The organism is Cellulosilyticum sp. I15G10I2 (genome assembly GCF_900095725.1).
Taxonomy (GTDB): domain Bacteria; phylum Bacillota; class Clostridia; order Lachnospirales; family Cellulosilyticaceae; genus FMMP01.
In genome coordinates, this window is record NZ_FMMP01000015.1 from 162,729 (window position 1) to 187,937 (window position 25,209).

Below are 25,209 nucleotides of genomic sequence, written 5' to 3' on the forward strand. Positions count from 1 at the left end.
ATAGATGGAGGGTAGAGCATTGTGGCTGAATTTAATTATAGGATATTGATTGTAGATGATAATCATAACAATTTATTTACGCTTAGGGAACTAATTAAACAGTATATTAATGCAGAAGTAATAGAAGCAGATTGTGGACAAGATGCACTTAAGCTATTATATAGCAGAACTGTAGATTTAATTATTTTAGATATACAGATGGAAGGGATGGACGGTTTTGAAGTAGCAGCCCTTATTAAAAAAAGAAAGAAGACAAAAGATATACCCATTGTATTTCTTACAGCTGCTTATAAAAGTGAGGAATTTAGAAAAAGAGGATTTGAAATAGGTGCAGTAGATTATTTAGTAAAGCCTATCGATGAATACCAACTTATTAATAGGATTAATGTGTATCTTAAACTTATCGAAAAAGAAAGAAATATGAATCTGATACTCGAACAGAAAGTCAAAGAACAAACTGAGGAACTTAGGCAGGCAAAAGAACAGGCAGAGGCTGCAAACGAGGGCAAAAGTACATTTCTAGCAAATATTTCTCATGAACTCAGAACGCCTTTAAATATTATATTAAGTTCTATACAACTCATAGAGTTATATCTTGATAATGAAACCCCGATAGAAAAGAAAAAGTTTAGAGAAAAGGTACATATACAAAAGCAGAATTGTTATAGACTCTTAAGACTCGTAAATAACCTTATAGATATTACAAAAATAGATACAGGGCACTTTACGCTCAATTTTAGAAGATGTAATATTGTAGAGCTTGTAGAGTCTATTACTATGTCTATTGCTCCCTATATGAAAAATAAAGGGATGAATCTTGTATTTGATACGGATATAGAAGAGAAAGATGTATACTGTGATTTAGATGCAATAGAGAGAATTGTGCTTAACCTGCTTTCCAATGCGATAAAGTTTACACCGGTGGGAGGCACTGTTTATGTGCAGTTAAAGGATATAGGAGATGCTATAAGTATTTCTGTAAAAGATACAGGGATAGGTATACAAAAAGATATGTTAGATAAGGTTTTTGAAAGATTTAAACAAGGGGATAATTTGCTCACTAGAAGAAATGAAGGAAGCGGCATTGGCTTAAATCTAGTCAGGTATCTTGTAGAGTCTCATGGTGGTCAAATCACAGTAAGGAGTGAGTATCAAGAAGGCAGTGAATTTGTTGTTGAAATGCCTGTAAACGATGACAAGCATAGAGAGACAATGGGTGGAATGAGTTATGATTATAAAGTAGATAATAATGTTGTTCAGAAGATTAGCATAGAGTTCTCGGATATTTATATGTAATAATACTTAAAACTTAGACAAGAATTAGGAGAGCATATAATGATCAAATTTAAAAATATTAGTATGCAAAGAAGATTAATGATTATTCTTTTGATATGGATAAGCATTTTTATTAGCTTTGGTATTTTTGCGATCAGACAGATGAGCTACTTGGGTAATGCAACAAGGTTCATATACAATGACTCACTGCAAGTCTCTAGTGCAGCGATAGAAATAAGAGTAGACATCATTAAAATTCAAAGAATTACAAGAGACATTATTTTATCAAGAAATGAAGAAGAACTCCAAAAGGGTATAAGTGATATACAGATATTAGATAACAGAATCTTACAGAGTCTGGATGTCATAAAAAATCAAGCTGCCGAGTCAAAGGTGATGGATCTTGAGATAAGGATAAGGAAGGATTTTTTAGGTTGGCAGGCTGAAAGAATGGAAACAATTAATTGTATTCAAGAAGGTAATATGCAAAAAGCTATAGATCTCGCTAAAAATGATTTTGCTTTTATGGTGAATGGATTAGAAAATCTGCTAGTTGAACTTGAGAATAATTCTAAAGAGAAGGCTTATGAGCTTGTTATGAAGTCTAGAGATTTAGAAGTCAATCAGATACATATGCTTGTAGGATTAATTGTTTTTTTAAGCTTCGTTTTTTTTGCCCTGTTTATTGTGATGATAAGAAGTATTTTAGTGCCGATTAATGGTTTAAAAGATGCAATGAATGAAAGCATTAATACAAATAAGCTCGCCTTTGCGGATATCGATGGAAAAAATGAAATAGCTGAGATGTCAAATTTTTACAATAGTCTTATTAGAAAACTTAAGAATGTATTTTGGATTAAAGATCATAAAAATGCACTTAATCAGAAATTATCTGGATATCATACATTAGAAGAGCTTGCTCAAAATACAATGAATAACTTATGCCGAACAATATCTGGGGGTACTGGTGTCTTTTATATGTATGAAAAAGAGCATAATGTATTAAAGTTAATAGCGTCTTATGCTTGTTCACATAAAGATGAGCTGCCAGCAGAACTTTTACTGGGAGAAGGCATAGTGGGACAAGTTGGTCTCGAAAAAAAATCTTTTTTATTGAAGCCCGTTAGAGACGAAAATGCAATGGTTCGTTCAGTGTTTATCAATCAACAACCAATAAATGCTTACATTTTTCCTATTATTCATGAAGAAGAGCTTTATGGGGTTATTGAAATTGCTTCGATGGAAGTTATTAGTGAAATACAGCTTGAATACTTAGACGAAGCAAGCACAACAATTGCCGTTAATCTCTATGCGGCTAAACAAAACGCCAAGGTATTGGAACTGCTTCATGTATCTGAAAAAGCAAGAGAAGAACTAGATAAAAAGGCAGAAGAATTAGAAGAGGCAAACAAAGTACTTCATAGCCAACAGCGTATTTTAAAGCAACAGGCAAAAAAACTGCAGGAAACTAATACAGAACTTGAAGAACAGCAACATTTATTGCAGCAGCAAACGATGCTTTTAAATGATCAGAATATAAAACTAGAAGAAGCAAAAGAGGACGTAGAATTATCTAACAAATATAAATCAGATTTTTTAGCAAATATGTCACATGAACTTAGAACGCCATTAAATTCAATTATCTTATTATCAAAACTGCTCTTAAACACTAAGAAAGAATCTATAAATCTTAAAGATCAAGAAAAAATACAGGTGATCCATAAAGCAGGAGAAGAGCTTTTAAGATTGATTAATGATATATTAGATTTATCTAAAATTGAATCTGGCAGAATACATGTAGAAAAGGATTTTTTTCATTCAACGCTATTTATAGAAGAACTAAAGGATATGTTTAAAAGTTTAGCCAAGGAGAAGAACTTAGAATTTAAAATTGAAGATTATGTATCTGAAAGATTATATGGAGATGAACATAAAATTGCTCAGATATTAAGGAACTTTATTTCTAATGCCATAAAGTTTACGTCTAAAGGATCTGTTATAGTGGAAATTAAGAAAGATAAAGAAAATACATCGGAAGTTTGTTTTGTAGTAAGAGATACAGGCATAGGTATTTCAAAAGAACAACAAAATATCATTTTTGAAGAATTTCAGCAAGGTGACGGATCCATTTCTAGAAAATATGGAGGAACTGGACTTGGCTTATCTATATCTAAGAAGTTGGCTGAGGCAATGGGCGGCCGTATAGAAGTAAATAGTAAACCTGGGCAAGGCAGCGAGTTTATTTTACATATTGCAGATACAGTTGCTGCTGAAGATGAAGAAGCCTTTGTTTTAGAACATACAGAAGATAAAATTACAGCAGCAACTGTTCCTGTACGTGCCTATTTAGAATCCCTGGAAGAAGTAGATAAGAGTATTTTAGTTATAGAAGATGATAATGTTTTTGGTGAATATATTACAAAAGTTATTGAGAACATGGGATTTAATGCAGTTTTAGCTGAGAATGGCAGACTGGGATTAGAGCTTGCCAAAAAATATAGGCCAAAGGGCATTTTACTTGACTTAGGACTGCCGGATATACATGGCATGGATGTCCTTAGAGAATTAAAGAGCATTAAGGAACTAAGGAATATACCTGTCCATATTATTTCGGTTTATGATAAGAATAATAAGCCACAGAAAATAGGCGCATTAGGTTATCATCAGAAGCCTATAGAAGAAAAGGAAGTTATTAATCTTGTTTCAGGAATGATTGGCTTTTCTGAGAAGATGCCTAAGACAATCCTTCTTATAGAAGATAATAAAGATAGGCAACAGCAAATAAAAGATTTCATAAGTTACAGTGATGTGAAAATAAAGGCTGTTGATAAAGATGATGATGCAAAAAAAGAGCTTGATCAAGAGAAGTATGATCTTGTTATACTTAATTTGGAGATAGAAAAAGGTAAAGGACTAAATATATGCAGGTTTATTGGAGAAAAGAAAATAGATATACCGGTTATAGTTTATACAGGTAAAAAACTAACCTTAGAGCAAGAAAAAGAGGTTAGAAAGTTTTCAGATAGTATAGTTGTGAAGACCGCTCATTCAGCTGAAAGATTACTTGATGAAGTGACGTTATTTTTGCATAAGGTCAGGCTGGATACCAAGTCGAGAGGAAATGACCCAGCGAGTACAAATGAAGATCAGGGTTTAAGTCTTAAAGGTAAGAATATTCTTATCGTAGATGATGATCCAAGAAATGTGTATAGCCTTGCTTCGGTACTTGAGAATTATAATGCACATATTATAGAAGCCTATAATGGTAAAATTGCGCTTGAGACGTTAAATGAAAAACAAGTAGATTTAATTTTGATGGATATTATGATGCCTGAAATGGATGGCTATGAAGCCATAATAGCAATTAGACAGGATAGCAGATTTAAACATATTCCTATTATAGCACTGACTGCCAAGTCTTTAAAGGAAGATCGGGAAAAGTGTATTTCAGTTGGAGCAAATGATTATATTTCTAAACCTGTAGATTATGATAATTTAATAAGGGTTATTAAGGCCTGGATATTAAAGGACTAACTAATAATAAGGTGAGACGCAGATGAATATAGAGAGATATGTTGATAAAAACAAAATTAAGCATATAGTTATAAGCGGAGAAGTTCATTCTAAAGAAGAAATAAATAGATTTTTAGACAGTGTAGATGATGCCAAGAAGCAAGTATTAAGTATTACATTCTTTGATGCAAATATGCTTCCAAGACAGATCGTAGAAAAACTTTATAGTATAGAAAAGACTAACGCCTGTAAGATATATGTTTTTAAAATGTATTTATACACGTATCTTCATACCTTGGGAATAAACTGCAAATACATGAAGGTCAGATGTATAGAGAGTAGACAATGTACAAAATATCAAGATGATATGATCCCAAAAGATAGGTTAATTGCATTTTTAGAGAAGTTGTACCATATATATGGCTATGATTATACAAGATATCAGTTAAATTGTATTAAACGGCGTATTAAAGTGTGTATGCTCAAAGAAAGTATTAACAGCTTTACAGATTTTTGCAGTGCAGTGTTTGAAGACCCTAATATTTTTGATCAGCTTTTTATAGATTTTTCTATTAATGTAACAGATTTTTTCAGAGATCCTGAAGTGCTACTTGCAATTAAAAAAAGAGTATTAGCTTATCTGAGTTCTTATACGCACATTAGAATATGGTGTGCAGGGTGCTCAAATGGAAAGGAAGCATACTCAATTGCGATATTACTTGATGAACTTGGACTTCTTGACAGGGCACAGATTTATGCTACAGATATTAATCCTTATGTCATAGAAGAAGCAAAAAATGGACTCTATTCAATTCAGAATATTGATCAAGATATTCTAAATTATAAGCATGCTGGTGGGGAAAGAAGTTTTATGAGTTATTTTGAGCTAAAGGGAGATTATATAAAGGCAAAAGATTACTTAGGTAAAAAGATACTTTTTTTTCAGCATAACCTTACTGAAAGCGGAAGCTTAAATGAATTTGAACTTATTTTATGCAGAAATGTAATGATGTATTTTAATACAGAACTTCAAAATAATATATTGAAAAGTTTTCATTGTTCACTTAATGGCAGAGGGTTTCTAGTAACGGGTAAGAATGAAGGGATGCTGCTTGGTGCAGGAGAGCAATATTTCAGCTTCTATATGCAAAAAGAAAGGATTTATAAAGCGAAGCCAACTTGATTTAAGGGGCCTTTTGGCCCCTTAGCTTATATTCTAAAAGTCTTCTTATTATAGATAAAATAGGTAGCTATGAGTGAGAGTATGATGATAGAAAGAGAAAGGATGATATAGGGGCTGTGGAAGCCCTCTTTAATGACCTTGGAAGGTACTGCATAATTTATCATTTTTTTACTAGTGCTTTATAATAGGTATATTAGAGATGTTTTCGTTTTTTAGAGAAATATGAAGTTCGTGCTGCTCATTAATGGAAGCGAAGAAGATGTCTTTTATATCAGTAATTTCTTGGTAGCGTAATTTTTCATGAAGCCATGCTTCGCTTAGATTAAAATAGCTTAAAAGATCTGAACAAATTTCCCCTTCAATAATGATAGGATAGGCGATAGAGGAATTTTTTTTGACTAATTTCATATCTTCTAGGGTTACTGTATTTTTACGAGGCTTCTTCAATACACTTAAGTTACCGCTTGATTCAATTAAGGCGGTCTCAACATCATTGATATCAAATATATCCTTTTCTCTAAGCAACTGAAGAATATTATCAATAGAATACCTGATTTTTTTAAGATTTTTATTTAATAACTTACCATTCTGAACAACGACAGTAGGTTCAAAGGTAATGAGTCTGCCTATTTTGCGATTGGTGATTTTGAGATTTGCAATGATTCTTTGCAAGATTGCAATACCTATTATAGCTACAACAGTTGGAAGATGTTTGATGTTTGGGTCAGCAATATCAGCGCCTACCACTGAACCTAGTATGAGAATAACTAAGAAGTCAAATATGGGAATCTCACCGATAGTGCGTTTTCCCATATAAAGCGTAGTAAAGAGTATGAGGGGTAAAATGGTTATTATTCTTATGAGAACTAGAGAGGAATCTTTAATAAATTCAAACATTTGATTTGCTCCTTTTAAATATTTTAAAGAATGAAAAAGCACATAACTTCAACTTATTTCCTTGGAAATTTAGTAAAGTTATGCGCCAAAGATCAGTTGTAGAGGTCTATGCAGAAACAACATATAAACTTGTGTCACTCATCACTATAAAGTTGTTTTTCAGAATGATTTCGCATCCTATATTATTGCAACTAATTAAAATTTAAAGATGTATTAATGTTTTATAACCGGGGTAAGTATTTGGGTTTCATCCCTTAAAGAAATATGAAGATCATGATTATGATTAAGAGATGCAAAGAAGATACTTTTAATATCAGTTACTTCCTGATAAGCAAGCTGCTCATTGAGCCACTTTTCATCTAAATTGAAATATTTCAGTACATCAGCATATACTTCACCTTCTATGATGACTGGAAAGGTAATACTAGATATTTTTTTGGAGATTTTCATATCTTCCAGTGTAACAGTATTTTTTTTAGGTTTTTTTAGCACACTTAAGTTACCACTGGATTCTATAATAGCTGTCTCGACTTCACTGATATCAAATATATCTTTTTCTCTAAGCATCTGAAGGATATTATCGATAGAGTAGTGAATTTTCTTGAGACTTTTATCTAAAAACTTACCATTTTGAACTACAATAGTGGGTTCAAATGTAATGAGTCTTCCTATTTTGCGATTGGAAATTTTAAGAGATGCGACTAATCTTTGAATGATGCCGACACTTATTATTGCTACGGCTGTAGGAAGATGTTTGATCTCAGGATCCGCAATATCGGCACCAACTATAGCACCTAAGATAACGATGATTAAAAAGTCAAAGACAGGTAATTCCCCAATAGCACGTTTTCCCATATAAAGCGTAATAAACAGTAATAGGGGTAAAATAGTAATGATTCTTCCAAGAACAAGAGCCGAGTCATTAAGAAATTCAAGCATTGAAAGACTCCTTTCTAAATATTTTTATATTACCATCTTTTCCAATGTTTTATTTATCAATACATGAATAAAAAATAAAGCAACCTTACTGAAGGATATTCTTATGAATGTTGAATAAATGATTTAATCATTTAATAAATATTATATAGAGAATTAACTCAAAAAGTTTATCTATTCATCTACACAAAGTTGTTTATAGAATAATTTCACATCACACATTGCTTAAAATAAGTTCAATTACTAAAGGCAGCAGAAAATAAACTGCTGCCTTTAGTAAATAAATTTGATACAATAGAGTATGTTCATGTTAGTTTTATTTATAATAAGTAATAACCTCTTTATTCCTTGAAGGAACAGGGGGGACCTGACCAGCCTTATACCCAAGAACTACGCCGCAAATAGGGTTATATCCATTAGGGATACCTAAAGATTTTTTAATTACATCAGCTTTACTAGAGGCAAAGATAAAATTGGACATAGTCATAATACAAGAGCCTATATTGAGGGACTCTGCTGCAAGGGAGATATTCTGAGCAGCTGTCCCGGCTTCGATTTGAATAAATTCATTTGCCATGTCTCCGCTGATAAGAATAATTGTTGGCGCCTTATAAAAGGGATGGTAGCCTGGGGAACTCACCATATTTACCAGCGCTTTATTATTAAAATTAATAACATTTTCTATAATACTGTCTGCAAGTTGATCAAGCATTGATTTATTCTGTATAACAGTAAAGTGCCAGCTTTGCCTATTCATTGCATTTGGCGCGTATAATGCAGCGTTTAATATTTCTTGTAATGCTGAATCTGATATTTGATCTGGATGATAGTTTCTAATAGCTCTTCTATTTTTAATTGTTTTTAGTGTTTCATTCATCTTTATTTCCCCCTCTTCTTATGTATGACCTACATCGATCCTTTAACTATAATTAAATGATATACTAAATAAAACAACTTTGCTAGAGCAATACTTTAATATATTTTTTGATACTCTGTTTTGGGGAAGTCATCTTACGGGAGGTCGATAGTATGGAAGGAAAGAAAGTTGTACTTATTACTGGCGGTAATGCAGGAATGGGAAAGGCCGCAGCTTCCGAACTTGCAAAGCTCGGCAATATAGTGGTTATTATTTCTAGAAATAAAGAAAGAGGCGAAAAGGCATTAGAAGAAATTAAAAGGGTAAGTGGCAATGATGAAGTTGATTTAATGTTGTGCGACTTAGCGGACTTACCTAGTATAAGACGTTTAGTAAGTGAATTTAAAAAGAAATATAATAGGTTAGATATACTTATCAATAATGCAGGGGTAATTGTGCCCAAAAGACGTCAAACGAAGGATGGGTTTGAACTACAGTTTGGTGTTAATCACCTCGGACACTTTCTTTTAACACATTTACTCCTAGATACCCTCATAAAAAGTGCACCGGCTAGAATTATTAATGTTTCTTCAGGAGCACATAAAATAGGCAAGATTCACTTTGAAGATATTCATCTTAAAAAGCATTATAACCTTATTAAAGCTTATGCACAGTCAAAACTTGCCAATGTTCTTTTCACTTATGAACTTGCAGATAGGCTACAAGGAAAAGGGGTAACGGTAAATGCGCTTCATCCAGGTGCGGTAGCCACTAAAATGGGGGTTGATAGAGAGACTGGATTTGGAACATTTATAACAAGTCGATTAAAGCCATTTTTTCAAACACCATTAGAAGGGGCCCAGACAGCTATTTATTTAGCTGTATCCAAAGAGGTTGAAGACGTCACTGGTAAGTACTTTTATGATAAAAAGGCTATAATGTCCTCGAGGCTGTCTTATGATAAAGCTATTGCAAAAAGACTATGGGAAGTCAGCATAAATCTTGTGCATTTAGCTAAAGAGAATTAATCTGCTAGCGAATGAATAGTTAATGTTGTTTCTCTATAGAAATAAGATATAATATGAGTTAGCAAACTGTCATTTTAGGACTTAAAGTACGTAATAAATTAAAAATGATCTAACAAGAGAGGAAACTATAATGAGTACAAATAAAGAGGAAATACTTAAGGCAATTTTGAGTATCAGAAGACGATTAAGCCATATTCAATTGGGACTAACAAGAGAAATAGATATTTTTGAAGAACAAGTTAATAAGTCCTTAAGAAGAATAGATACAATAAGTTATTTATCTAAGAAATTTAGTCTGGCAGAGCTCATACAAACACAGAAGGCCTATGACGAACTTATGAATCCAACAGCCATATCAGAAGAAGAAAATAATAATTTTCAATAAAAAAATCGCTCTAGAAAAGTCTAGAGCGATTTTTGTCTATTTTCAAATCTTGGATTTACATGAACCATACAATGCTTTACGGAAGGAAATGTGTGTTCTATTAATAAATGAATATTTTCTGCAATATCATGGGCGCTGCTTAAAGATTGATGACCATCTGCCGCTATTTCTATATCTACATATATTTTAGAGCCAAACAATCTCGTTTTTATTTCGTCTAAGCTTAGCACACCATCTTGTTGTTTGATAAGTTCTTTCATACATAATAGTGTTTCAGGATCACAAGCGTGATCTACGAGTTTTGAAACAGTATCTCTTAATATATCATAAGCAGCTTTTTCAATAAATAGGCATATGATTACACTGGCAATAGGATCGAGTACCGAAAATCCAAGTCTAGCACCCAAAATACCGATAAAACTTCCGATAGAGGATAAGGCGTCAGAACGGTGGTGCCAAGCATCAGCCATTAATGCGCTAGAGTTTATTTTTTTGGCGGCCCCTCTTGTGTACCAGTACATCCATTCCTTTATTGCAATAGAAAGTATGGAGACTATAAGAGCAAACACACCTGTTATTTGGAAGCTGTCATAATCATAGTTGTAATTTAAAATTTTATTAACACCATTTAAACCAATGCCAAGTCCTGTAGCACCGAGGATAATGGCGAGAATAATAGAGGCAATACATTCTAAGCGCTCATGACCATATTGATGTTCGGCATCAGATGCTTTATTTGAGAGATTGACACCAATAATGACAATGAATGTACTAAATACATCAGATGCAGAATGAATGGCATCTGAAATCATAGCACTAGAATGTGCAAAAAGACCTGCAAAAAGTTTAAGTAGTGATAAGGCTATATTAGTGATAATACTTACTGCAGATACCTTCATCGTGAGCTCATTTTCTATACAATTTTCCATATAGTTACCTCCATATAATGCGTATAGGATAGCTCTATGGCATTTAAACCATCAGAATGCAGTACAAAGTGTTTTGTGATTATTCTATTCTATTATACTATGTGTAGTATCTTAAAGTGGTGCAAATATAAAAAACTATATTTTCTAGTTTGGTATACATATATTTTCTGAGGAATTATAATGAACATTAGCAGGGTAAAAAACCTAAAACAGAACAAGGAGAAAGATATGGATATAAAAGCATACTGTTTATCATTGCCTATGGCGACATTAGATTATCCATTTGGAGAGACGCCAATGGTGATAAAAGTCAATAACAAGATGTTTGCACTTATTAGTAACGCAGGGGACGTTTCTTTAAAATGTGAGCCGCTTCAAGCTTTAGCTTATCGTGACATGTTTGAAGCAGTTATACCAGGCTACCACCTTAATAAACAACATTGGAATACAATTAAACCGAACTTGGATATAGATGATGAAATGCTTAAAAGGATGGTTAGGGAATCCTATAAAGCTGTTGTTAATACATTTCCTAAGAAAGATAGAGCGTACTATTTAAACTTATTATTTTAAAAAAACACCTATTGACTTTAACCTTGGGGGAAGGTATACACTTACCTTGTCGACGTCAATTGAATAAGGATAGGAGGGGGAGATAAATATTTTTACCATTGGAATGTTTTCAAAAATAAACAGAATTACTACAAAAACACTTAGACACTATGATGAAATAGGATTATTAAAACCTGAGCATGTAGATGCATTTACAGGATACAGGTACTATACAACAAGTCAGCTCATGCAGCTTCATAAAATTATAACGCTAAAACAAATGGGACTATCGCTTAGTGATATCAAAGAAGTATTAAGTAATCCTAAAGCCATTGATCTATTTCTAAAGCTAAAAGAGCAGGATGTTTTAAATACCCTAAGAGCTGAAAATGCGAAACTATTACAAATCCGCAGCTATCTAAGCTGTATAAAAGGAGAGAATCAGAAAATGTATACACCAATTATTAAAGAATTGCCAGAAGTAATCGTAGCCTCTATGAGACAGGTAGTAGCAAGTTATGAGGAGTTTTTTCATCTTTGTCCCAATGTAATGGCAAAGGAAATGGAACGTTTAGGTTGCATATGTGCTGTGCCGGCGTATTGTTTTAATATTTACCATGATGGTGAATATAAAGAAAAAGATATTGATGTAGAAATTTGTGAAGCTGTAACTGAGCTTAAAGAGGATACCGCGCTATTAAAGTTTAAAAAAATGGATAAAGTATCTCGTGCGGTTTGTGTGCTTCATAAAGGACCCTATAATAATCTTGGTGAAGCATATGCCTTCATCTTTAACTGGATTAAAGAAAACAACTATGAAGTGATTGATGATCCAAGAGAATCCTTTATTGATGGTATTTGGAATAAAGAAAGTGAAGAAGATTGGCTGACAGAAGTGCAAGTACCTGTTTGTATGAAATAAACTTATATATTATAAGTGTAATATTGAAGAATTTCCCATAGAGGCTAAATACGCATATGAAAGCTTAAAAAATAAATAATAAGATAAACAAAGAAATATTGAAGGGAAGAATAATCTATGAAAAAATCTTTAATTCTATTCCTTGTTATAGGTATAGTTAGTTGTACTTTAAGTGGGTGTGCGAGATGGGAAAGAGATGAGACTGAGATTAGTACTTTTTTAGGTAAATAAATAAAGGTTTAATACTACCTAATAGATTAACTAACTATTGGGTAGTGTTTTTTTATCTATTATTAAATTATAGGTTAAGCCGGCCAAGACAAAAAAACCACCGAGTATTTTGCCGGCAGATAATAAATCGAACCTCATGTAGTCGATAATAATACCAACAAAAAACTGACCTATAAAAACTAAAAGCGTTAAATAAAAGCTAGAGATTTTAGATGTCATGTAAGTGGACAATATAACGATTAGAACGCCTATAAGCCCGCCAAGATAAGCCCACCAAGGGATGTTATGTAAGTTTGCTCGAAGCGGATACAAGGTTTCTTGACTAAATATTAAAATGGTAAAGGAGAATAGTAATCCAACAACATAGTTGAAAAATGTCCCCTCAAAAACACCAATTCTTTTAGCAAGATTAGCATTTATAATTCTGGCAGCTACAATAGAAACGCCAGCTAAAAATGATAGTATTATGACGAACATGATAACTCCTCCTTTAAAAAACAGCCATTATAAAGATGCCTAAGATAATAAATAGAAGTCCAACTAGTTTCTTCTTCTCAAATTTAACAACAGTCATTTCCAATATACCAAAATGATCTATGAGAATAGATGCTAAAGATTGGCCCAGTAAACTAAGCGCAAGGGTTAAAGAGGCACCCAGTAACGAAAAGCTTAAATTACTAAACAGAACAGTTAAGACCCCTATACCACCTGCGCTATATAAGTGGAGTGGTATTTGTGATGTGAACTTAATCTTTAATTTGCCGATTAAAAGAATGAGTATAACAGCAAAAAGCCCAGTAATATGTATCAGCACACTAGAAGTATAATTTCCGATAGCTTGGGATAAAGTACCATTAAACAAAAGCATTATAGCGATTAAAACACCTATAAAAGCTGAAATGAATATATTCATAAGTGATCCCCCTTTTAAAACTTTAATACTAATTTATCATGATATGCTTGCAGAGCGTTATGACATATGTCATATTAGAAATAAGACATCGTAGTTTGAGTTTGTATAAAAGATTCAAAGGAGAAAGCTGATGATAAAAATAAATGATTCTGAGAAGCTGAATCACTATGTGGCCAAGTATGATATTGATAAGCTATTTGATGAGGATGCAAAAACTTTTATAGAATTATTGTTTTTTAAAAAAAATGAGTATATTTGCAGGCAAGATGAACCTATTCATTACCTATTTTTCTTTGTAGAAGGCAAGGCGAAAATTTTTACAACACAAGGTAATGGCAAGTCTTTGCTGCTGAGTTTTTATCAAGAATTTAAAGTATTAGGAGATTTAGAGATTATTAATTTTGAAGTAGCAACTGCAAATGTACAAGCTATAGAAGATACTTATTGCTTAGGCATCCCCGTTGAACAGGTAAGAACATACTTATTTAATAATGTGAAGCTTTTAAGATTTATCTGTCAATCTCTAGGTGAAAAGTTAAATAGGTGTACTAAAAATAGTTCTGTTAACTTGCTCTATCCTCTTGAGAATAGATTGGCAAGTTATATGCTTGCAACTGCACCCAAAGAAGAGCTTAATGGAGAGAATATAATAAAGCTAAATGAAAATTTAACCGAGGTATCAGAACTATTAGGAACAAGCTACAGACATTTGTTAAGAACTTTAGATAATCTATGTTCAAAAAATATTATCAAAAAGAAGGGACATGGTTTTGAAGTTTTGGATGAAAGAGCTTTAAAAAAGCTTGCGGAAAACGTCTATAAATAAGAGAGATTTTAAAAGGTGATTATAGAGAATTTGTCTAAGTTTAACATTGCAAATAGAAGGTTTAGAAAGAATAATGGTATATTTATATAATAAACTATTGCATTTAAGACTTACTTGTGGTATATTTTTATTAAGGAAAACGTTTGCCCTGTATTTTTTTATAGATAGAGGAGAAGTATGAAAACAACAATAAAAGATATTGCACAAAAAGCCAATGTATCAGTTGGTACAGTTTCCAAAATTCTTAATAAAAAAGATGGGCATATTAGTGATGAAACAAGGCAAAAAGTCATGGCGACAGCTAAGGAGCTTAATTATACGCCAAATACTTTAGCAAGGAGTCTTGTAACAAGGCAAACAAAAACAATAGGTCTTATTTTACCTGATATTTCAAACCCTTTCTTTCCAGAACTTGCAAGAGGTGCAGAGGATAAGGCGAGTGAAGCTGGTTACAGTATTATGTACTGTAATACGGATGATGATATGAAAAAGGAAGATAAATATATCCAAATGCTTACTGAAAAAATGGTTGATGGCATTATTATTACCCAATCTACTGCGAGAAAGATGACATCAGAAAAGCTTCAATCAGTAACCACACCCATTGTTCTTATAGACAGAGATGTAGAAGGAGAAGGGATCCGTGGAAAGGTGCTTGTTGATAACTTGATGGGAGCTTATGAGGCGATGAAGCATTTAATTTTAAAAGGTCATAAAAAAATCGTATTTGTTGCCGGGCCGCTTACTTCAAATACAACGAAGGCAAGGCTAGAGGGCTATAAAAAGGCTTTAAAAGAGTTTAAGATTCCTTTTAATCAAAACTATATTTTAGAGGGACAATATAAAAGTGAATGGGGTTTTAATGCGGTTAAGCAGCTGTTTGAAAAAGACTATGATTTTGATGCAGTGTTTTGCGGCAATGATCTTATTGCTATTAGTGTAGTTAGAGCCCTAAAAGATGCTGGTAAACTAATACCACAAAACATAGCGGTTATAGGATATGATGATATACCCATGGCAAGTCTTATAGAACCTCCCTTAACGACAGTGCGTCAGCCAATCTATGAGATGGGGTATCATGCCGCCGAGATGCTGGTAGATATTATTGAAAACCCAAATGAAGATATAGAAGAAAGAAGCGTATTATTAGATACGCAACTAATAATAAGAAAAACGACTTGACTTATTTTTTTAGCATTTTAGGAAAACGTTTGCCTAGTAGTGCATATTTCTATGAGGAGGTTAAGATATGATTACAGTTGTTGGAAGTTTAAACATGGACTTAGTAACTAAAACAGATAAGGTACCTAAGGTAGGAGAGACATTTTTGGGTGTTGAGTTTAAGCAGGCAGCAGGCGGAAAAGGTGCAAATCAGGCAGATGCCATTGCGAAGCTTGGCGGAAAAGTTGCAATGATAGGCAGAGTAGGGAGTGATCAATTTGGAAAAACTCTTATAGAGAGCTTGAAGCATGATGGGGTTGAAGTATCTCAAGTTCAAGTAACAGAAGGTATCTCTACAGGTATTGCGACTATTATTGTAAATGGTGACGGCGATAATTCAATCATCGTGGTGTCAGGTGCAAATTTTAAGTTAATACCACAAGACATTGATAGAGCTGAAGAAGTCATTAAGGAATCAGCTATAATGATTGCACAACTTGAAGTGCCCATAGGCGTCATTAAGTATGCCTTTAAAAAGGCAAAGCAATATGGCAAGTATACGGTATTAAATCCTGCACCAGCAAGAGAACTTGATCAAGAACTTCTGGAGCTTACAGATCTCTTGGTTCCTAATGAAACAGAACTTGAAATACTAAGCGGCAGAACGCTTGTAACAAAAGATGATATGCTCGTGGCAGCAAAAGAACTTATGCAAAAAGGTGTAAAAGAAATGATTGTTACACTAGGTGGCAATGGATGTCTTCATATTAATAAGACAAGCAGCAATCATTATCCTGCACATCTTGTAGAAGCAGTAGATACAACAGCGGCAGGAGATAGCTTTATTGGAGCCATAGCAACGGCACTTTCTGAGGGTAAATCAATTGAAGCAGCTATTCATTTTGCAGCCAAGGTCAGCGCGCTTACAGTAACACGGGAGGGTGCACAAGATTCTTTACCTACCAAAAAAGAAGTAGAAGAATACATGACAGACATTTAGAACAGGAGAAGATTTCATGAAAAAAGGTATTCTTATTCATTCAGAAATATCTTATGCTATTAGCAAACTAGGTCATGGAGATGACATTGTTATAGCTGATAGCGGTTTACCTATTCCAAATAAAGTACAAAGAATAGATTTAGCATTAGCAGAGGGCATACCTTCTTTTATGCAAGTATTAAATGTTGTTTTAAGCGAACAACGCGTAGAGGAAGTCATTATTGCACAGGAGGTAAAAGAGCGTAACCCAAAGGTGTACGAACAACTATTAGAAACTGTTTGCAATTATGAAAAGACAGAACAGATTAAGCTTAAAATAACAGAAGTTTCTCATGAAGTATTTAAAATGGAGACTCAAAAAGCCAAGGCAATCATAAGGACAGGAGAATATACGCCTTATGCAAATATCATATTAAGATCAGGAGTGGTTTTTTAAGAGGAGGATTGTCATGGATCATACAATTTTAGAAATGAAAGGAATTACAAAAGAATTTCCAGGGGTGAAAGCATTAAACTCAGTTGATTTTCGTATCATTCGAGGCAAAATTATGGCACTGCTTGGTGAAAATGGTGCAGGTAAGTCTACATTGATGAAAATACTTACTGGCGTATATCCTAAAACACAGGGATCTATCCTATATGAGAATGAAGAGGTAACATTTAATTCCACAAAAGACTCTCAAGAAAAGGGCATTGCAATCATACACCAGGAACTTAACCTGATCCCTCAGCTTACCATGGGAGAGAATATCTTTTTGGGCCGAGAGCCAGTAAATGCAGCACGTAAAATTGACTCAAAAGCCCTATACAAAGAGGCTGAGGCTCTGCTTAAAAGACTAGGCGTAACAGAGGATCCCCGGACCATTACCGGAGAACTTAGTATAGGTAAGCAGCAAATGGTTGAGATTGCAAAAGCATTATCCTTGGATGCAAAAATAATTATTATGGATGAACCAACGGATGCGCTTACAGACAACGAGACAGAAAACCTTTTTAGAGTCATGAGGGAGTTAAAAGAAGAAGGTCGCAGCCTTGTATATATCTCACATCGCTTAAAAGAGATTTTTGAGGTATGTGATTATGCAACGGTTCTTAGAGATGGAGAGTTTGTAGCAGAACATGCAGTAAGTGAATTAACAGAGGATAAAATTATTGAACTCATGGTGGGGCGAAAGCTTACTGAACAATTTCCTAGGATAGAGTCTTATTTAGGAGAATGCGTACTGGAAGTTAAAAATTTATCTAATAAATATATAAGGGATGTTAATTTTACACTTAGAAAAGGTGAGATAGTTGGCATTGCAGGGTTAATGGGGGCAGGAAGAACGGAACTTGCTAAGACTATTTACGGAGCAATTCCCAAAGATAGGGGAGAGATCCTTATAGACGGCAAATCAGCAGAGATAAAGTCTCCACAGCAGGGCATAAAGATGGGGATATCTTATGTGTCAGAGGATAGAAAAAGAAATGGCTTAGTATTAAGTCTTTCGATCAAGGAGAATATGACCCTATCAGCACTAAAAGACTTTTCAATTGCCTTAGGGACGATTAGTAATACACAAGAAGAAGTCGTTTCAAATGATTATGTAAAAAAAATGTCTGTAAAAACACCAGGTATTAATCAGCTTGTTAAAAATTTAAGCGGCGGCAATCAACAAAAAGTATCTATTACTAAAAGTCTTATGACAAAGCCTAAGATACTGATATTGGATGAGCCTACAAGAGGTGTAGATGTAGGTGCAAAGAAAGAAATCTATGACATTATTAACAGTTTTAAGAAAGAGGGAATGAGTATTATTATGATTTCCTCAGAGATCCCTGAGATTCTAGGTATGAGTGACCGTATTCTTGTTATGCATGAAGGTAAGATAACTGGGGAACTAAATAGAGAAGCTGCAACTCAGGAGAGTATCATGAAATGTGCAGTTGGTGTAAAGGGAGGCGCAAATAAATGAGAACATTGCTACAGAAAGATATACTCATGAAATACAAGTCAGTTATAGGGTTGATTCTCTTTTCAGCCATTGTAACAATCATTAATCCAAGTTTTTTAAGTATGTCTAATATACTTAATGTATTTAGACAAACATCTATTAACGCTATTATTGCTGCAGGAATGACATTTATTATACTTACAGGCGGGATTGATCTTTCAGTAGGGTCTATACTTGCAGTAGCAGGTGCTATTGCAGCCACGATGGTTACAGATGGGCAGAATGTAGTTATTGTGCTCCTTGCAACACTTCTGATAGGCGCTGTAATTGGAGCGCTCAACGGTATTATCATCAGCAAAGGAAAGGTACAAGCTTTTATTGCCACATTAGCTATGATGACCTTAGCCAGAGGCTATACTTTAGTATTTACAGATGGTAAACCTATCGGGGTGGAAGCGTCAAAGAGTGCAGATGTTTTTGCATCGATAGGATCAGGTTATATACTTGGTATTCCAATTCCAATATATATTACAGTATTGGTTTTTATGATTTCATACTATATTCTAAAACATACGCGGTTTGGACGCTATATCTATGCTATGGGTGGCAATGAGGAAGCTACTAAGTTATCGGGCATAAATGTAGACTTGGTTAAAATCTATGTTTATGCATTATCAGGGGCTTTAGCAGCCCTTGCGGGTATTATTGTTACAGCAAGACTTTCTTCAGCACAGCCACAAGCGGGTGCCGGTTATGAACTTGATGCTATTGCTGCTGTTGTACTTGGTGGTACAAGTCTTGCGGGAGGAAATGGGAATATATTTGGTACGATAGTTGGGGCGCTTATTATTGGTATCTTAAATAACTCACTGAATTTAATGAATGTATCTTCATACTATCAATTATTGGCCAAAGGATTGGTTATATTGATTGCGGTATTGTTGGATAGAAAAAATAAGTAAAAAGAGATAAGGTAAAAACGAAAACTAGGAGGAAGAAAGATGAAAAAAATTATTGTATTATTAATTGTATTAACATTATCTTTAGGTGTTTTTGCAGGATGTGCAGCTAAAAATTCAGAGCCAAAGGCAGAAGGCAATACAGCCTCAAAACAAATAGGACTTGTTATTTCAACACTTAACAACCCATTTTTTGTAACACTAAAAGAAGGTGCTGAAGAAGAGGCGAAAGCATTAGGCTATGAGCTTGTTGTATTAGATTCACAAAATGATCCAAGCAAAGAAATGTCAAATGTAGAGGACCTTTTAACTAGAAATGTAGCTGTTCTTTTAATTAACCCTACAGATTCAAACTCTGTTGGTAATGCAGTGAAATTAGCTAATAATAAAAAAATACCAGTTATTACTCTAGACCGTGGTGCAGATTCAGGTGAAATCGTTACACATATTGCATCTGATAACGTTGCTGGAGGGAAGATGGCAGGAGAATATATTGTAGAGCAGCTTGGCGGCAAAGGTAATGTGGTAGAGCTTGAAGGGATTGCTGGAGCATCAGCGGCAAGAGACCGTGGAAATGGTTTTAATGAAGCGATCAAAGGATCGGGCATTGAAGTTATAGCAAAACAAACAGCTGATTTTGACAGAACTAAAGGACTTTCAGTTATGGAAAATATTCTTCAGGCACAGCCTAATATTGATGCTGTATTTGCACACAATGATGAAATGGCATTAGGAGCATTAAAAGCTATTCAAGCATCAGGAAGAAACATTATGGTTGTTGGTTTTGATGCGACAGACGATGCAGTAAAAGCAGTGGAAAACGGAGAAATGGCAGCTACAGTTGCACAACAACCTTCTTTAATTGGTTCAGCAGGTATTCGATATGCAGATAAAATTATTAAAGGTGAAACAGTAGAAAATGCTGTACCAATTGAATTGCAATTAATTAAAAAGTAAAAATGCTATGATTTAATTACTAATAGAGCTGACAACGTTCTTTAACGGTGTCAGCTCTATTTATAATATGCTACTGGTTTATCATTATCTTATACATCATTTCATAGAAACGAATTGACAAAAATTATTATCGTGATAAAATAATCTTAAGGTTAGATATTTTTATTACGATAAGAGGTGGTGGGTATGACAGGCGAATTTGATTTTTCATCCTATATTCATTTGGTCGATTTTTTAGGAGCTTGCTTTGGAGAAAACACAGAAGTCGTATTGCATAGTTTTGAAGATATGAACCATTCCGTTATTGCAATACATAATGGACATATCAGCGGCAGAAAAATTGGTGCACCACTCACTAAGTTTGCATTATCAAAATTAAAAGACAAAGGAAAAGAAGGCCCGCCATACTATTTGAATTACTTGGGCATGTCCGAAAACAATATTTCGTTAAGATCCAGCAGTTTTTTTATATTAGACAAGCAAGGTAATCCTAGAGGGATGTTATGTATTAATACAGATGTGACAAAGTACCAGCAAGCGGCAGAGTTATTGCAGAAATTAGCTTTTATGCCATCGACGTACTCTGAAGAAAAGGAAAATAATAATAGTATTGAAGTTTTTCAAGCGACATATGAAGAGGTGATTCAGGGCATAATTAATGATGTCACCCAATCCGCAGGCGTAGCAGTGGAGCGTTTAACTGTGGACGAGAAGGTTGAGATTGTAAAACGTCTCAATGATGAAAAGTTTTTTCTTATAAAAGGCGCTGTAAGCCAGGTTTCGGATATGTTAGGCGTTTCTGAAGCCACCGTGTATAGATACTTAAGTAACATTAATAAAAAAATGAAGAATGGAGAATAACTATGAGCAAAAAAATAATTAATGCAGAGGCAGCACCAGCTGCAATAGGACCTTATTCACATGCAGTGGATACTGGCCTCGGTTTTATTATCACATCAGGTCAAATTCCGATTGATCCTGCAACAGGTGAACTCGTCCCTGGCGGAATTGAAGCGCAAACAGAACAAGTATTTGCAAATTTAAAGGCAGTTCTTGAAGAGGCAGGGTCTTCTTTTGATAAAGTCGTAAAAGCAACTGTATTTTTACAAGATTTAAAAGATTTTGTTGCAGTAAACAACATCTATGCAAAATATTTAGGTGTTGATTCGCCAGCACGTTCAGCTGTACAAGTAGCAGGGCTGCCAAAAGGTTCCCTGGTTGAAATAGAAGTTATTGCATTAAAGTAATTAAATAGAATAACAACTAATTATTATAGTAATAAATGGTTATTAACTGAAATAAGCAGTATTTCCTTATGATAAGAATAATAAAAAGAATTATCAAGCCTTGATTTTGTTGATTTTAAACAAAATTAAGGCTTTTTTTATTTTGTTTGCAGTGGTATTGACAAATGGGCTGAAAAGTTATATATTAATATTGTAATAGAAAATTATTATCGAAATAAAAATTTATTATCTGCGTTATAATAAATTTTGCATAATGCTAAAGTTTATATAACGTATACATATTAATCTAAAACGGAGGAATTTGTTATGTCTAATGCAAAACACCCAGCAGAACCATTTAAAATCAAAATGATAGAACCACTTAATATCACAACGAGAGAACAAAGAGAAAAGGCTTTAAAAGAAGCAGGGTATAATCCATTTTTATTAAAATCAAAAGATGTATATATTGATTTGCTTACAGATAGCGGAACAGGTGCTATGAGCGATAACCAATGGGCAGGACTTATGTTAGGTGACGAAGCCTATGCAGGAAGCAAGAACTTCTATAATATCTGTGATGCGGTTAAGGATATTTTTGAGTACAACTATGTAGTACCAACACATCAGGGCAGGGGAGCAGAACAGGTATTATTCCCGCTATTATTAACACCAGGACAGTATGTATGCAGCAATCATCATTTCGATACAACTAAAGCCCATGTAGAGCTCTCAGGAGCAAAGGCTAGAAATTTCCTCATCCCAGAGGCTACAGACACAGGAACATACTATGACTTTAAAGGTAACTTTAACATCCCAGCACTTGAAGCTTTTATTGAAGAAGTTGGATCAGAAAATGTCGCATTTTTTATTATGACAGTGACGAATAACTCAGCTGGCGGACAACCTGTTTCAATGGCAAACATGAAAGAATTGAAAAGGGTTGCTGATAAATATGGTAAGAGAATTGTAATGGATTCTGCAAGATTTGCAGAGAATGCAATGTTTATTAAGCAAAGAGAGCCGGGCTATGAGAATACTTCTGTAAAAGATATTATTACTGAAATGTACTCTTATGCAGATATGTTAACGATGAGTGCAAAAAAAGATGCGATTGTTAATATGGGTGGTATGATTGCTATTAAAAATGATGAAGAAATATATAGAGGTGCACAAGCAAGATGTGTACCCATGGAAGGCTTCGCGACTTACGGGGGTTTATCAGGAAGAGATATGGAAGCACTCGCTAGAGGCTTATACGAAGGTATTGATGAAGACTATTTAGCTTATAGATTAGGTCAGATTAAATATCTAGGGGATAAATTGATGGAAATAGGTGTACCTATCCAGTATCCAACGGGTGGTCATGCGGTTTTCGTAGATGCCAGAAAAATTTTACCTGATATGCCAGGCTATGAATTTCCTGCACAAGCAATATGTAATGCGCTTTATCTAGAATCAGGCGTTAGACCTGTTGAAATAGGCTCTTTCCTACTAGGCCGAAATCCTCAAACAGGGGAACAAGAAGAGTCAGCACTTGAGCTTGTAAGACTGACTATTCCGAGAAGAGTTTACACACAAAGTCATATGGATGAAATCGTTGAAGGGTTTAAAGAAGTAATGGCGCATAAAGATGAGTTAGTTGGATTAACCTTTGATTATGAACCACCAGTACTTAGACATTTCTTAGCAAGACTCAGACCATTAAACAAATAATACATTTAGTTTTTAAAAACCCTCTTGAATCTTAATAGCAACAATCTACTATTTAAGGTTTGAGAGGGTTTTTTTACAAATTTAAATCATATTATTAAGGGGGAAGCTTATATGAGAGAAAAATGGCAAAGCAGGAAAGGTTTTATCTTTGCTGCCGCAGGAGCTGCGATAGGTTTAGGAAACTTATGGAGATTTCCATTTCAAGCTTATAAAAATGGTGGAGGCGCATTCCTTCTGCCCTATTTTGTAGCATTAATTACATGTGCAATTCCACTTATGATTATGGAGTATGCCTATGGCAGGAAGATTCGAGGAGGCTCTGTAAAAGCATTCGCTGACTTAAATAAAAAAGCTGAGGTTGTTGGCTGGATTCAAGTTATGGTGCCTATTATTGTTATGATGTATTATTCTGCAATTATTGCAGTGTCGGTTATTTTTATGATTTTCTCCTTAGGGCATGCATTTGGTATGATTAACTGGCTTTCGGATCCAGGTCCAATTATGGGGATGGTTACGGGAAGTGCAGAAAATGCATTAGATCTTGGAGCGGGTATTAGTATGTACATATTAATTGCTGTTATTTTTGTTTGGCTATGTAATTGGCTGATTGTTAAGAAGGGTATCTCAGGTGGTATAGAAAAAATGTCAACCCTATTTACCCCTATGCTTATGGTATTAATGGTTGTATTTATGATTAATGCAGTGCGTCTGCAAGGTTCTACAATTGGATTAGAAGCACTTTTTAAACCAGATTTCTCAAAGATTTTAAACCCTAGTATCTGGGTTTCAGCTTATGCGCAGGTATTCTTCTCGACTACCTTAGCTGTGGGGGTTATGATTGCATATGGTTCGTATTTACATGAAAAGGCAGATGTTGTTAATAGTGCATTTATTACTGTTTTTGCTAATGCGAGTTTTGACCTTATTGCAGGTGTATTAGTATTCTCAACACTTGGATATTTGGTAAATAGTATAGGGGTAGAATTCACATCCTTTGGAACTGGTGCAGGCGTTGCATTTATAGCATTTCCGATTGCTATTTCAACCATGTCTCAAAATGTATTTGTTCAAGGGTTGTTAGGTTTCGTATTCTTCTTCTGTTTATTTATTGCAGGACTCTCATCAAGTATTTCAATGCTTGAATCCTTTGCTACTGCAGCGCTTGATAAATTTAAGATCTCAAGAGAAAAACTAGTAACCATTATTTCATTAGTTGGCTTTGCAGGCAGTGCATGCTTTGCAAGCTACGCAGGATTCAACTATATCCTAGATATAGTTGATGCTTATGTAGGCAATATTATTATTGCAGGGCTGGGACTAGTAGAAGTAATCTTAATTAGTTACATTTATGGAACAGGTAAACTAAGAGAAGAAGCTAATGCGTTTTCTGACTTTAGAGTTGGCAAATGGTGGGATTATCTACTCAGATATTTCACACCGCTATTACTAGGAGCAGTTGTTATTACAAATCTATTTAACTTAGTTACTGGACTATTTAATCAAGATTCTGTAGGAATTCTTTCTAACATCGTATTTGGATGGGGAACAGTATTAATTATGGTTGGTGCTTCAGTCCTATTTTATAAAAGAAAATGGACTACAGATGCACATCAAGAATAATTGGAGGGGATCATATGTCTACTAGTGCAATAATAATGATGATCATTGGATGCGGAACAGTCTGGGGTGGTGTTATTGTTACAATTCTTATTGCCTTGGCTGTAGAGAAAAAAAATAATCTCAAAAAGGAAATGAATTAATGGGTAGAGGTATATAATAAATGTAAATGGGCTGACCTTAAACTAAACTT

Annotated in this window: 25 protein-coding genes; 19 read left to right on the forward strand and 6 right to left on the reverse strand. The window is 34.2% G+C overall.

What is annotated here, in order from left to right:
• Positions 1 to 21 precede the first annotated feature (21 nt).
• From BN3326_RS14975 to BN3326_RS14985, 3 genes are read left to right on the forward strand one after another with little or no spacing between them, the layout of a single operon-like run.
• Positions 22 to 1,296, forward strand: a complete 1,275-nt coding sequence (locus BN3326_RS14975; RefSeq protein WP_070000057.1) for a hybrid sensor histidine kinase/response regulator — start codon at positions 22 to 24, stop codon at positions 1,294 to 1,296.
• Between the two features lie 39 nt (positions 1,297 to 1,335).
• Positions 1,336 to 4,809 (forward strand): response regulator, encoded by a 3,474-nt coding sequence (locus BN3326_RS14980; RefSeq protein WP_070000058.1) that lies wholly within the window; start codon positions 1,336 to 1,338, stop codon positions 4,807 to 4,809.
• Positions 4,810 to 4,831: 22 nt separating this feature from the next.
• Positions 4,832 to 5,971, forward strand: a complete 1,140-nt coding sequence (locus BN3326_RS14985; protein ID WP_070000059.1) for a CheR family methyltransferase — start codon at positions 4,832 to 4,834, stop codon at positions 5,969 to 5,971.
• 171 nt (positions 5,972 to 6,142) lie between these two features.
• Here BN3326_RS14985 and BN3326_RS14990 read toward each other — a convergent pair whose 3' ends face one another.
• From BN3326_RS14990 to BN3326_RS15000, 3 genes are all read right to left on the reverse strand, one after another.
• On the reverse strand, positions 6,143 to 6,868 hold the full coding sequence (locus BN3326_RS14990; protein WP_070000060.1) for a DUF421 domain-containing protein: 726 nt from the start codon (positions 6,866 to 6,868) through the stop codon (positions 6,143 to 6,145).
• Between the two features lie 213 nt (positions 6,869 to 7,081).
• Positions 7,082 to 7,807, reverse strand: coding sequence for a DUF421 domain-containing protein (locus tag BN3326_RS14995; RefSeq protein ID WP_070000061.1), 726 nt, complete (start codon positions 7,805 to 7,807; stop codon positions 7,082 to 7,084).
• 313 nt (positions 7,808 to 8,120) lie between these two features.
• The gene (locus BN3326_RS15000; protein WP_070000062.1) at positions 8,121 to 8,681 is read right to left on the reverse strand and encodes a nitroreductase family protein; all 561 of its coding nucleotides are present in this window, start codon (positions 8,679 to 8,681) and stop codon (positions 8,121 to 8,123) included.
• A gap of 152 nt (positions 8,682 to 8,833) precedes the next feature.
• Here BN3326_RS15000 and BN3326_RS15005 point away from each other — a divergent pair, with 152 nt between their 5' ends.
• Positions 8,834 to 9,688 carry an SDR family oxidoreductase gene (locus tag BN3326_RS15005; RefSeq protein WP_070000063.1) on the forward strand — a complete coding sequence of 285 codons (855 nt, stop codon included), beginning with the start codon at positions 8,834 to 8,836 and terminating at the stop codon, positions 9,686 to 9,688.
• Between the two features lie 130 nt (positions 9,689 to 9,818).
• Positions 9,819 to 10,073 (forward strand): hypothetical protein, encoded by a 255-nt coding sequence (locus BN3326_RS15010; RefSeq protein WP_070000064.1) that lies wholly within the window; start codon positions 9,819 to 9,821, stop codon positions 10,071 to 10,073.
• A 20-nt stretch (positions 10,074 to 10,093) separates the two neighbouring features.
• Here the strand turns inward: BN3326_RS15010 and BN3326_RS15015 are convergent, their stop codons facing one another.
• A complete protein-coding gene (locus tag BN3326_RS15015; protein WP_070000065.1) occupies positions 10,094 to 11,002 on the reverse strand; it encodes a cation diffusion facilitator family transporter in 909 nt (302 codons plus the stop codon).
• A 228-nt stretch (positions 11,003 to 11,230) separates the two neighbouring features.
• Between BN3326_RS15015 and BN3326_RS15020 the strand changes: the two genes are divergently transcribed.
• Together BN3326_RS15020 and BN3326_RS15025 are read left to right on the forward strand one after the other, a co-directional pair.
• A complete protein-coding gene (locus tag BN3326_RS15020) occupies positions 11,231 to 11,575 on the forward strand; it encodes an MmcQ/YjbR family DNA-binding protein (protein ID WP_070000066.1) in 345 nt (114 codons plus the stop codon).
• Positions 11,576 to 11,678: 103 nt separating this feature from the next.
• Complete coding sequence (locus BN3326_RS15025; RefSeq protein ID WP_070000067.1) at positions 11,679 to 12,476, forward strand: MerR family transcriptional regulator; 798 nt, start codon at positions 11,679 to 11,681, stop codon at positions 12,474 to 12,476.
• 261 nt (positions 12,477 to 12,737) lie between these two features.
• On the opposite strand, the gene BN3326_RS15030 is transcribed toward BN3326_RS15025, so the two are convergent.
• Positions 12,738 to 13,184 (reverse strand): DMT family transporter, encoded by a 447-nt coding sequence (locus BN3326_RS15030; RefSeq protein WP_070000068.1) that lies wholly within the window; start codon positions 13,182 to 13,184, stop codon positions 12,738 to 12,740.
• 13 nt (positions 13,185 to 13,197) lie between these two features.
• Positions 13,198 to 13,620, reverse strand: coding sequence for a DMT family transporter (locus BN3326_RS15035; RefSeq protein ID WP_070000069.1), 423 nt, complete (start codon positions 13,618 to 13,620; stop codon positions 13,198 to 13,200).
• Positions 13,621 to 13,750: 130 nt separating this feature from the next.
• On the opposite strand from BN3326_RS15035, the gene BN3326_RS15040 reads away from it, so the two are divergent.
• The 12 genes from BN3326_RS15040 (at position 13,751) to BN3326_RS21760 (ending at position 25,159) form a co-directional block, all read left to right on the forward strand.
• Positions 13,751 to 14,446 carry a cyclic nucleotide-binding domain-containing protein gene (locus BN3326_RS15040; RefSeq protein WP_070000070.1) on the forward strand — a complete coding sequence of 232 codons (696 nt, stop codon included), beginning with the start codon at positions 13,751 to 13,753 and terminating at the stop codon, positions 14,444 to 14,446.
• 177 nt (positions 14,447 to 14,623) lie between these two features.
• Positions 14,624 to 15,628, forward strand: a complete 1,005-nt coding sequence (locus BN3326_RS15045; protein WP_070000071.1) for a LacI family DNA-binding transcriptional regulator — start codon at positions 14,624 to 14,626, stop codon at positions 15,626 to 15,628.
• Between the two features lie 67 nt (positions 15,629 to 15,695).
• Entirely contained in the window at positions 15,696 to 16,607 is a 912-nt protein-coding gene (gene rbsK, locus BN3326_RS15050) for a ribokinase (RefSeq protein ID WP_070000072.1), read from the forward strand.
• 16 nt (positions 16,608 to 16,623) lie between these two features.
• Positions 16,624 to 17,043, forward strand: coding sequence for a D-ribose pyranase (gene rbsD, locus BN3326_RS15055; RefSeq protein WP_070000073.1), 420 nt, complete (start codon positions 16,624 to 16,626; stop codon positions 17,041 to 17,043).
• Between the two features lie 13 nt (positions 17,044 to 17,056).
• Positions 17,057 to 18,562, forward strand: a complete 1,506-nt coding sequence (gene rbsA / locus BN3326_RS15060) for a ribose ABC transporter ATP-binding protein RbsA (protein ID WP_070000074.1) — start codon at positions 17,057 to 17,059, stop codon at positions 18,560 to 18,562.
• Positions 18,559 to 19,503: a ribose ABC transporter permease gene (rbsC, locus tag BN3326_RS15065; RefSeq protein ID WP_070000075.1), complete on the forward strand. Its 945-nt coding sequence runs from the start codon at positions 18,559 to 18,561 to the stop codon at positions 19,501 to 19,503. Before rbsA ends, rbsC begins: the two co-directional genes overlap by 4 nt.
• 39 nt (positions 19,504 to 19,542) lie before the next feature.
• Complete coding sequence (rbsB, locus tag BN3326_RS15070) at positions 19,543 to 20,457, forward strand: ribose ABC transporter substrate-binding protein RbsB (protein WP_070000076.1); 915 nt, start codon at positions 19,543 to 19,545, stop codon at positions 20,455 to 20,457.
• Between the two features lie 186 nt (positions 20,458 to 20,643).
• A complete protein-coding gene (locus BN3326_RS15075) occupies positions 20,644 to 21,318 on the forward strand; it encodes a helix-turn-helix transcriptional regulator (RefSeq protein ID WP_070000077.1) in 675 nt (224 codons plus the stop codon).
• 2 nt (positions 21,319 to 21,320) lie between these two features.
• Positions 21,321 to 21,704 (forward strand): RidA family protein, encoded by a 384-nt coding sequence (locus tag BN3326_RS15080; protein ID WP_070000078.1) that lies wholly within the window; start codon positions 21,321 to 21,323, stop codon positions 21,702 to 21,704.
• A 306-nt stretch (positions 21,705 to 22,010) separates the two neighbouring features.
• The gene (locus tag BN3326_RS15085; protein WP_070000079.1) at positions 22,011 to 23,399 is read left to right on the forward strand and encodes a tryptophanase; all 1,389 of its coding nucleotides are present in this window, start codon (positions 22,011 to 22,013) and stop codon (positions 23,397 to 23,399) included.
• 111 nt (positions 23,400 to 23,510) lie between these two features.
• Positions 23,511 to 25,019: a sodium-dependent transporter gene (locus BN3326_RS15090; protein ID WP_070000080.1), complete on the forward strand. Its 1,509-nt coding sequence runs from the start codon at positions 23,511 to 23,513 to the stop codon at positions 25,017 to 25,019.
• 14 nt (positions 25,020 to 25,033) lie between these two features.
• Complete coding sequence (locus BN3326_RS21760) at positions 25,034 to 25,159, forward strand: MetS family NSS transporter small subunit (protein WP_141722937.1); 126 nt, start codon at positions 25,034 to 25,036, stop codon at positions 25,157 to 25,159.
• Positions 25,160 to 25,209 lie beyond the last annotated feature (50 nt).

What these genes read in the sequence shown, in the direction of transcription:
- BN3326_RS14980 (WP_070000058.1), top strand. Translation starts at nt 1,336, where the DNA reads ATGATCAAATTTAAAAATATTAGTATGCAAAGAAGATTAATGATTATT.
- BN3326_RS14985 (WP_070000059.1), top strand. Translation starts at nt 4,832, where the DNA reads ATGAATATAGAGAGATATGTTGATAAAAACAAAATTAAGCATATAGTT.
- BN3326_RS14990 (WP_070000060.1), bottom strand. Translation starts at nt 6,868, where the DNA reads ATGTTTGAATTTATTAAAGATTCCTCTCTAGTTCTCATAAGAATAATA.
- BN3326_RS14995 (WP_070000061.1), bottom strand. Translation starts at nt 7,807, where the DNA reads ATGCTTGAATTTCTTAATGACTCGGCTCTTGTTCTTGGAAGAATCATT.
- BN3326_RS15000 (WP_070000062.1), bottom strand. Translation starts at nt 8,681, where the DNA reads ATGAATGAAACACTAAAAACAATTAAAAATAGAAGAGCTATTAGAAAC.
- BN3326_RS15005 (WP_070000063.1), top strand. Translation starts at nt 8,834, where the DNA reads ATGGAAGGAAAGAAAGTTGTACTTATTACTGGCGGTAATGCAGGAATG.
- BN3326_RS15010 (WP_070000064.1), top strand. Translation starts at nt 9,819, where the DNA reads ATGAGTACAAATAAAGAGGAAATACTTAAGGCAATTTTGAGTATCAGA.
- BN3326_RS15015 (WP_070000065.1), bottom strand. Translation starts at nt 11,002, where the DNA reads ATGGAAAATTGTATAGAAAATGAGCTCACGATGAAGGTATCTGCAGTA.
- BN3326_RS15020 (WP_070000066.1), top strand. Translation starts at nt 11,231, where the DNA reads ATGGATATAAAAGCATACTGTTTATCATTGCCTATGGCGACATTAGAT.
- BN3326_RS15025 (WP_070000067.1), top strand. Translation starts at nt 11,679, where the DNA reads ATGTTTTCAAAAATAAACAGAATTACTACAAAAACACTTAGACACTAT.
- BN3326_RS15030 (WP_070000068.1), bottom strand. Translation starts at nt 13,184, where the DNA reads ATGTTCGTCATAATACTATCATTTTTAGCTGGCGTTTCTATTGTAGCT.
- BN3326_RS15035 (WP_070000069.1), bottom strand. Translation starts at nt 13,620, where the DNA reads ATGAATATATTCATTTCAGCTTTTATAGGTGTTTTAATCGCTATAATG.
- BN3326_RS15040 (WP_070000070.1), top strand. Translation starts at nt 13,751, where the DNA reads ATGATAAAAATAAATGATTCTGAGAAGCTGAATCACTATGTGGCCAAG.
- BN3326_RS15045 (WP_070000071.1), top strand. Translation starts at nt 14,624, where the DNA reads ATGAAAACAACAATAAAAGATATTGCACAAAAAGCCAATGTATCAGTT.
- rbsK (WP_070000072.1), top strand. Translation starts at nt 15,696, where the DNA reads ATGATTACAGTTGTTGGAAGTTTAAACATGGACTTAGTAACTAAAACA.
- rbsD (WP_070000073.1), top strand. Translation starts at nt 16,624, where the DNA reads ATGAAAAAAGGTATTCTTATTCATTCAGAAATATCTTATGCTATTAGC.
- rbsA (WP_070000074.1), top strand. Translation starts at nt 17,057, where the DNA reads ATGGATCATACAATTTTAGAAATGAAAGGAATTACAAAAGAATTTCCA.
- rbsC (WP_070000075.1), top strand. Translation starts at nt 18,559, where the DNA reads ATGAGAACATTGCTACAGAAAGATATACTCATGAAATACAAGTCAGTT.
- rbsB (WP_070000076.1), top strand. Translation starts at nt 19,543, where the DNA reads ATGAAAAAAATTATTGTATTATTAATTGTATTAACATTATCTTTAGGT.
- BN3326_RS15075 (WP_070000077.1), top strand. Translation starts at nt 20,644, where the DNA reads ATGACAGGCGAATTTGATTTTTCATCCTATATTCATTTGGTCGATTTT.
- BN3326_RS15080 (WP_070000078.1), top strand. Translation starts at nt 21,321, where the DNA reads ATGAGCAAAAAAATAATTAATGCAGAGGCAGCACCAGCTGCAATAGGA.
- BN3326_RS15085 (WP_070000079.1), top strand. Translation starts at nt 22,011, where the DNA reads ATGTCTAATGCAAAACACCCAGCAGAACCATTTAAAATCAAAATGATA.
- BN3326_RS15090 (WP_070000080.1), top strand. Translation starts at nt 23,511, where the DNA reads ATGAGAGAAAAATGGCAAAGCAGGAAAGGTTTTATCTTTGCTGCCGCA.
- BN3326_RS21760 (WP_141722937.1), top strand. Translation starts at nt 25,034, where the DNA reads ATGTCTACTAGTGCAATAATAATGATGATCATTGGATGCGGAACAGTC.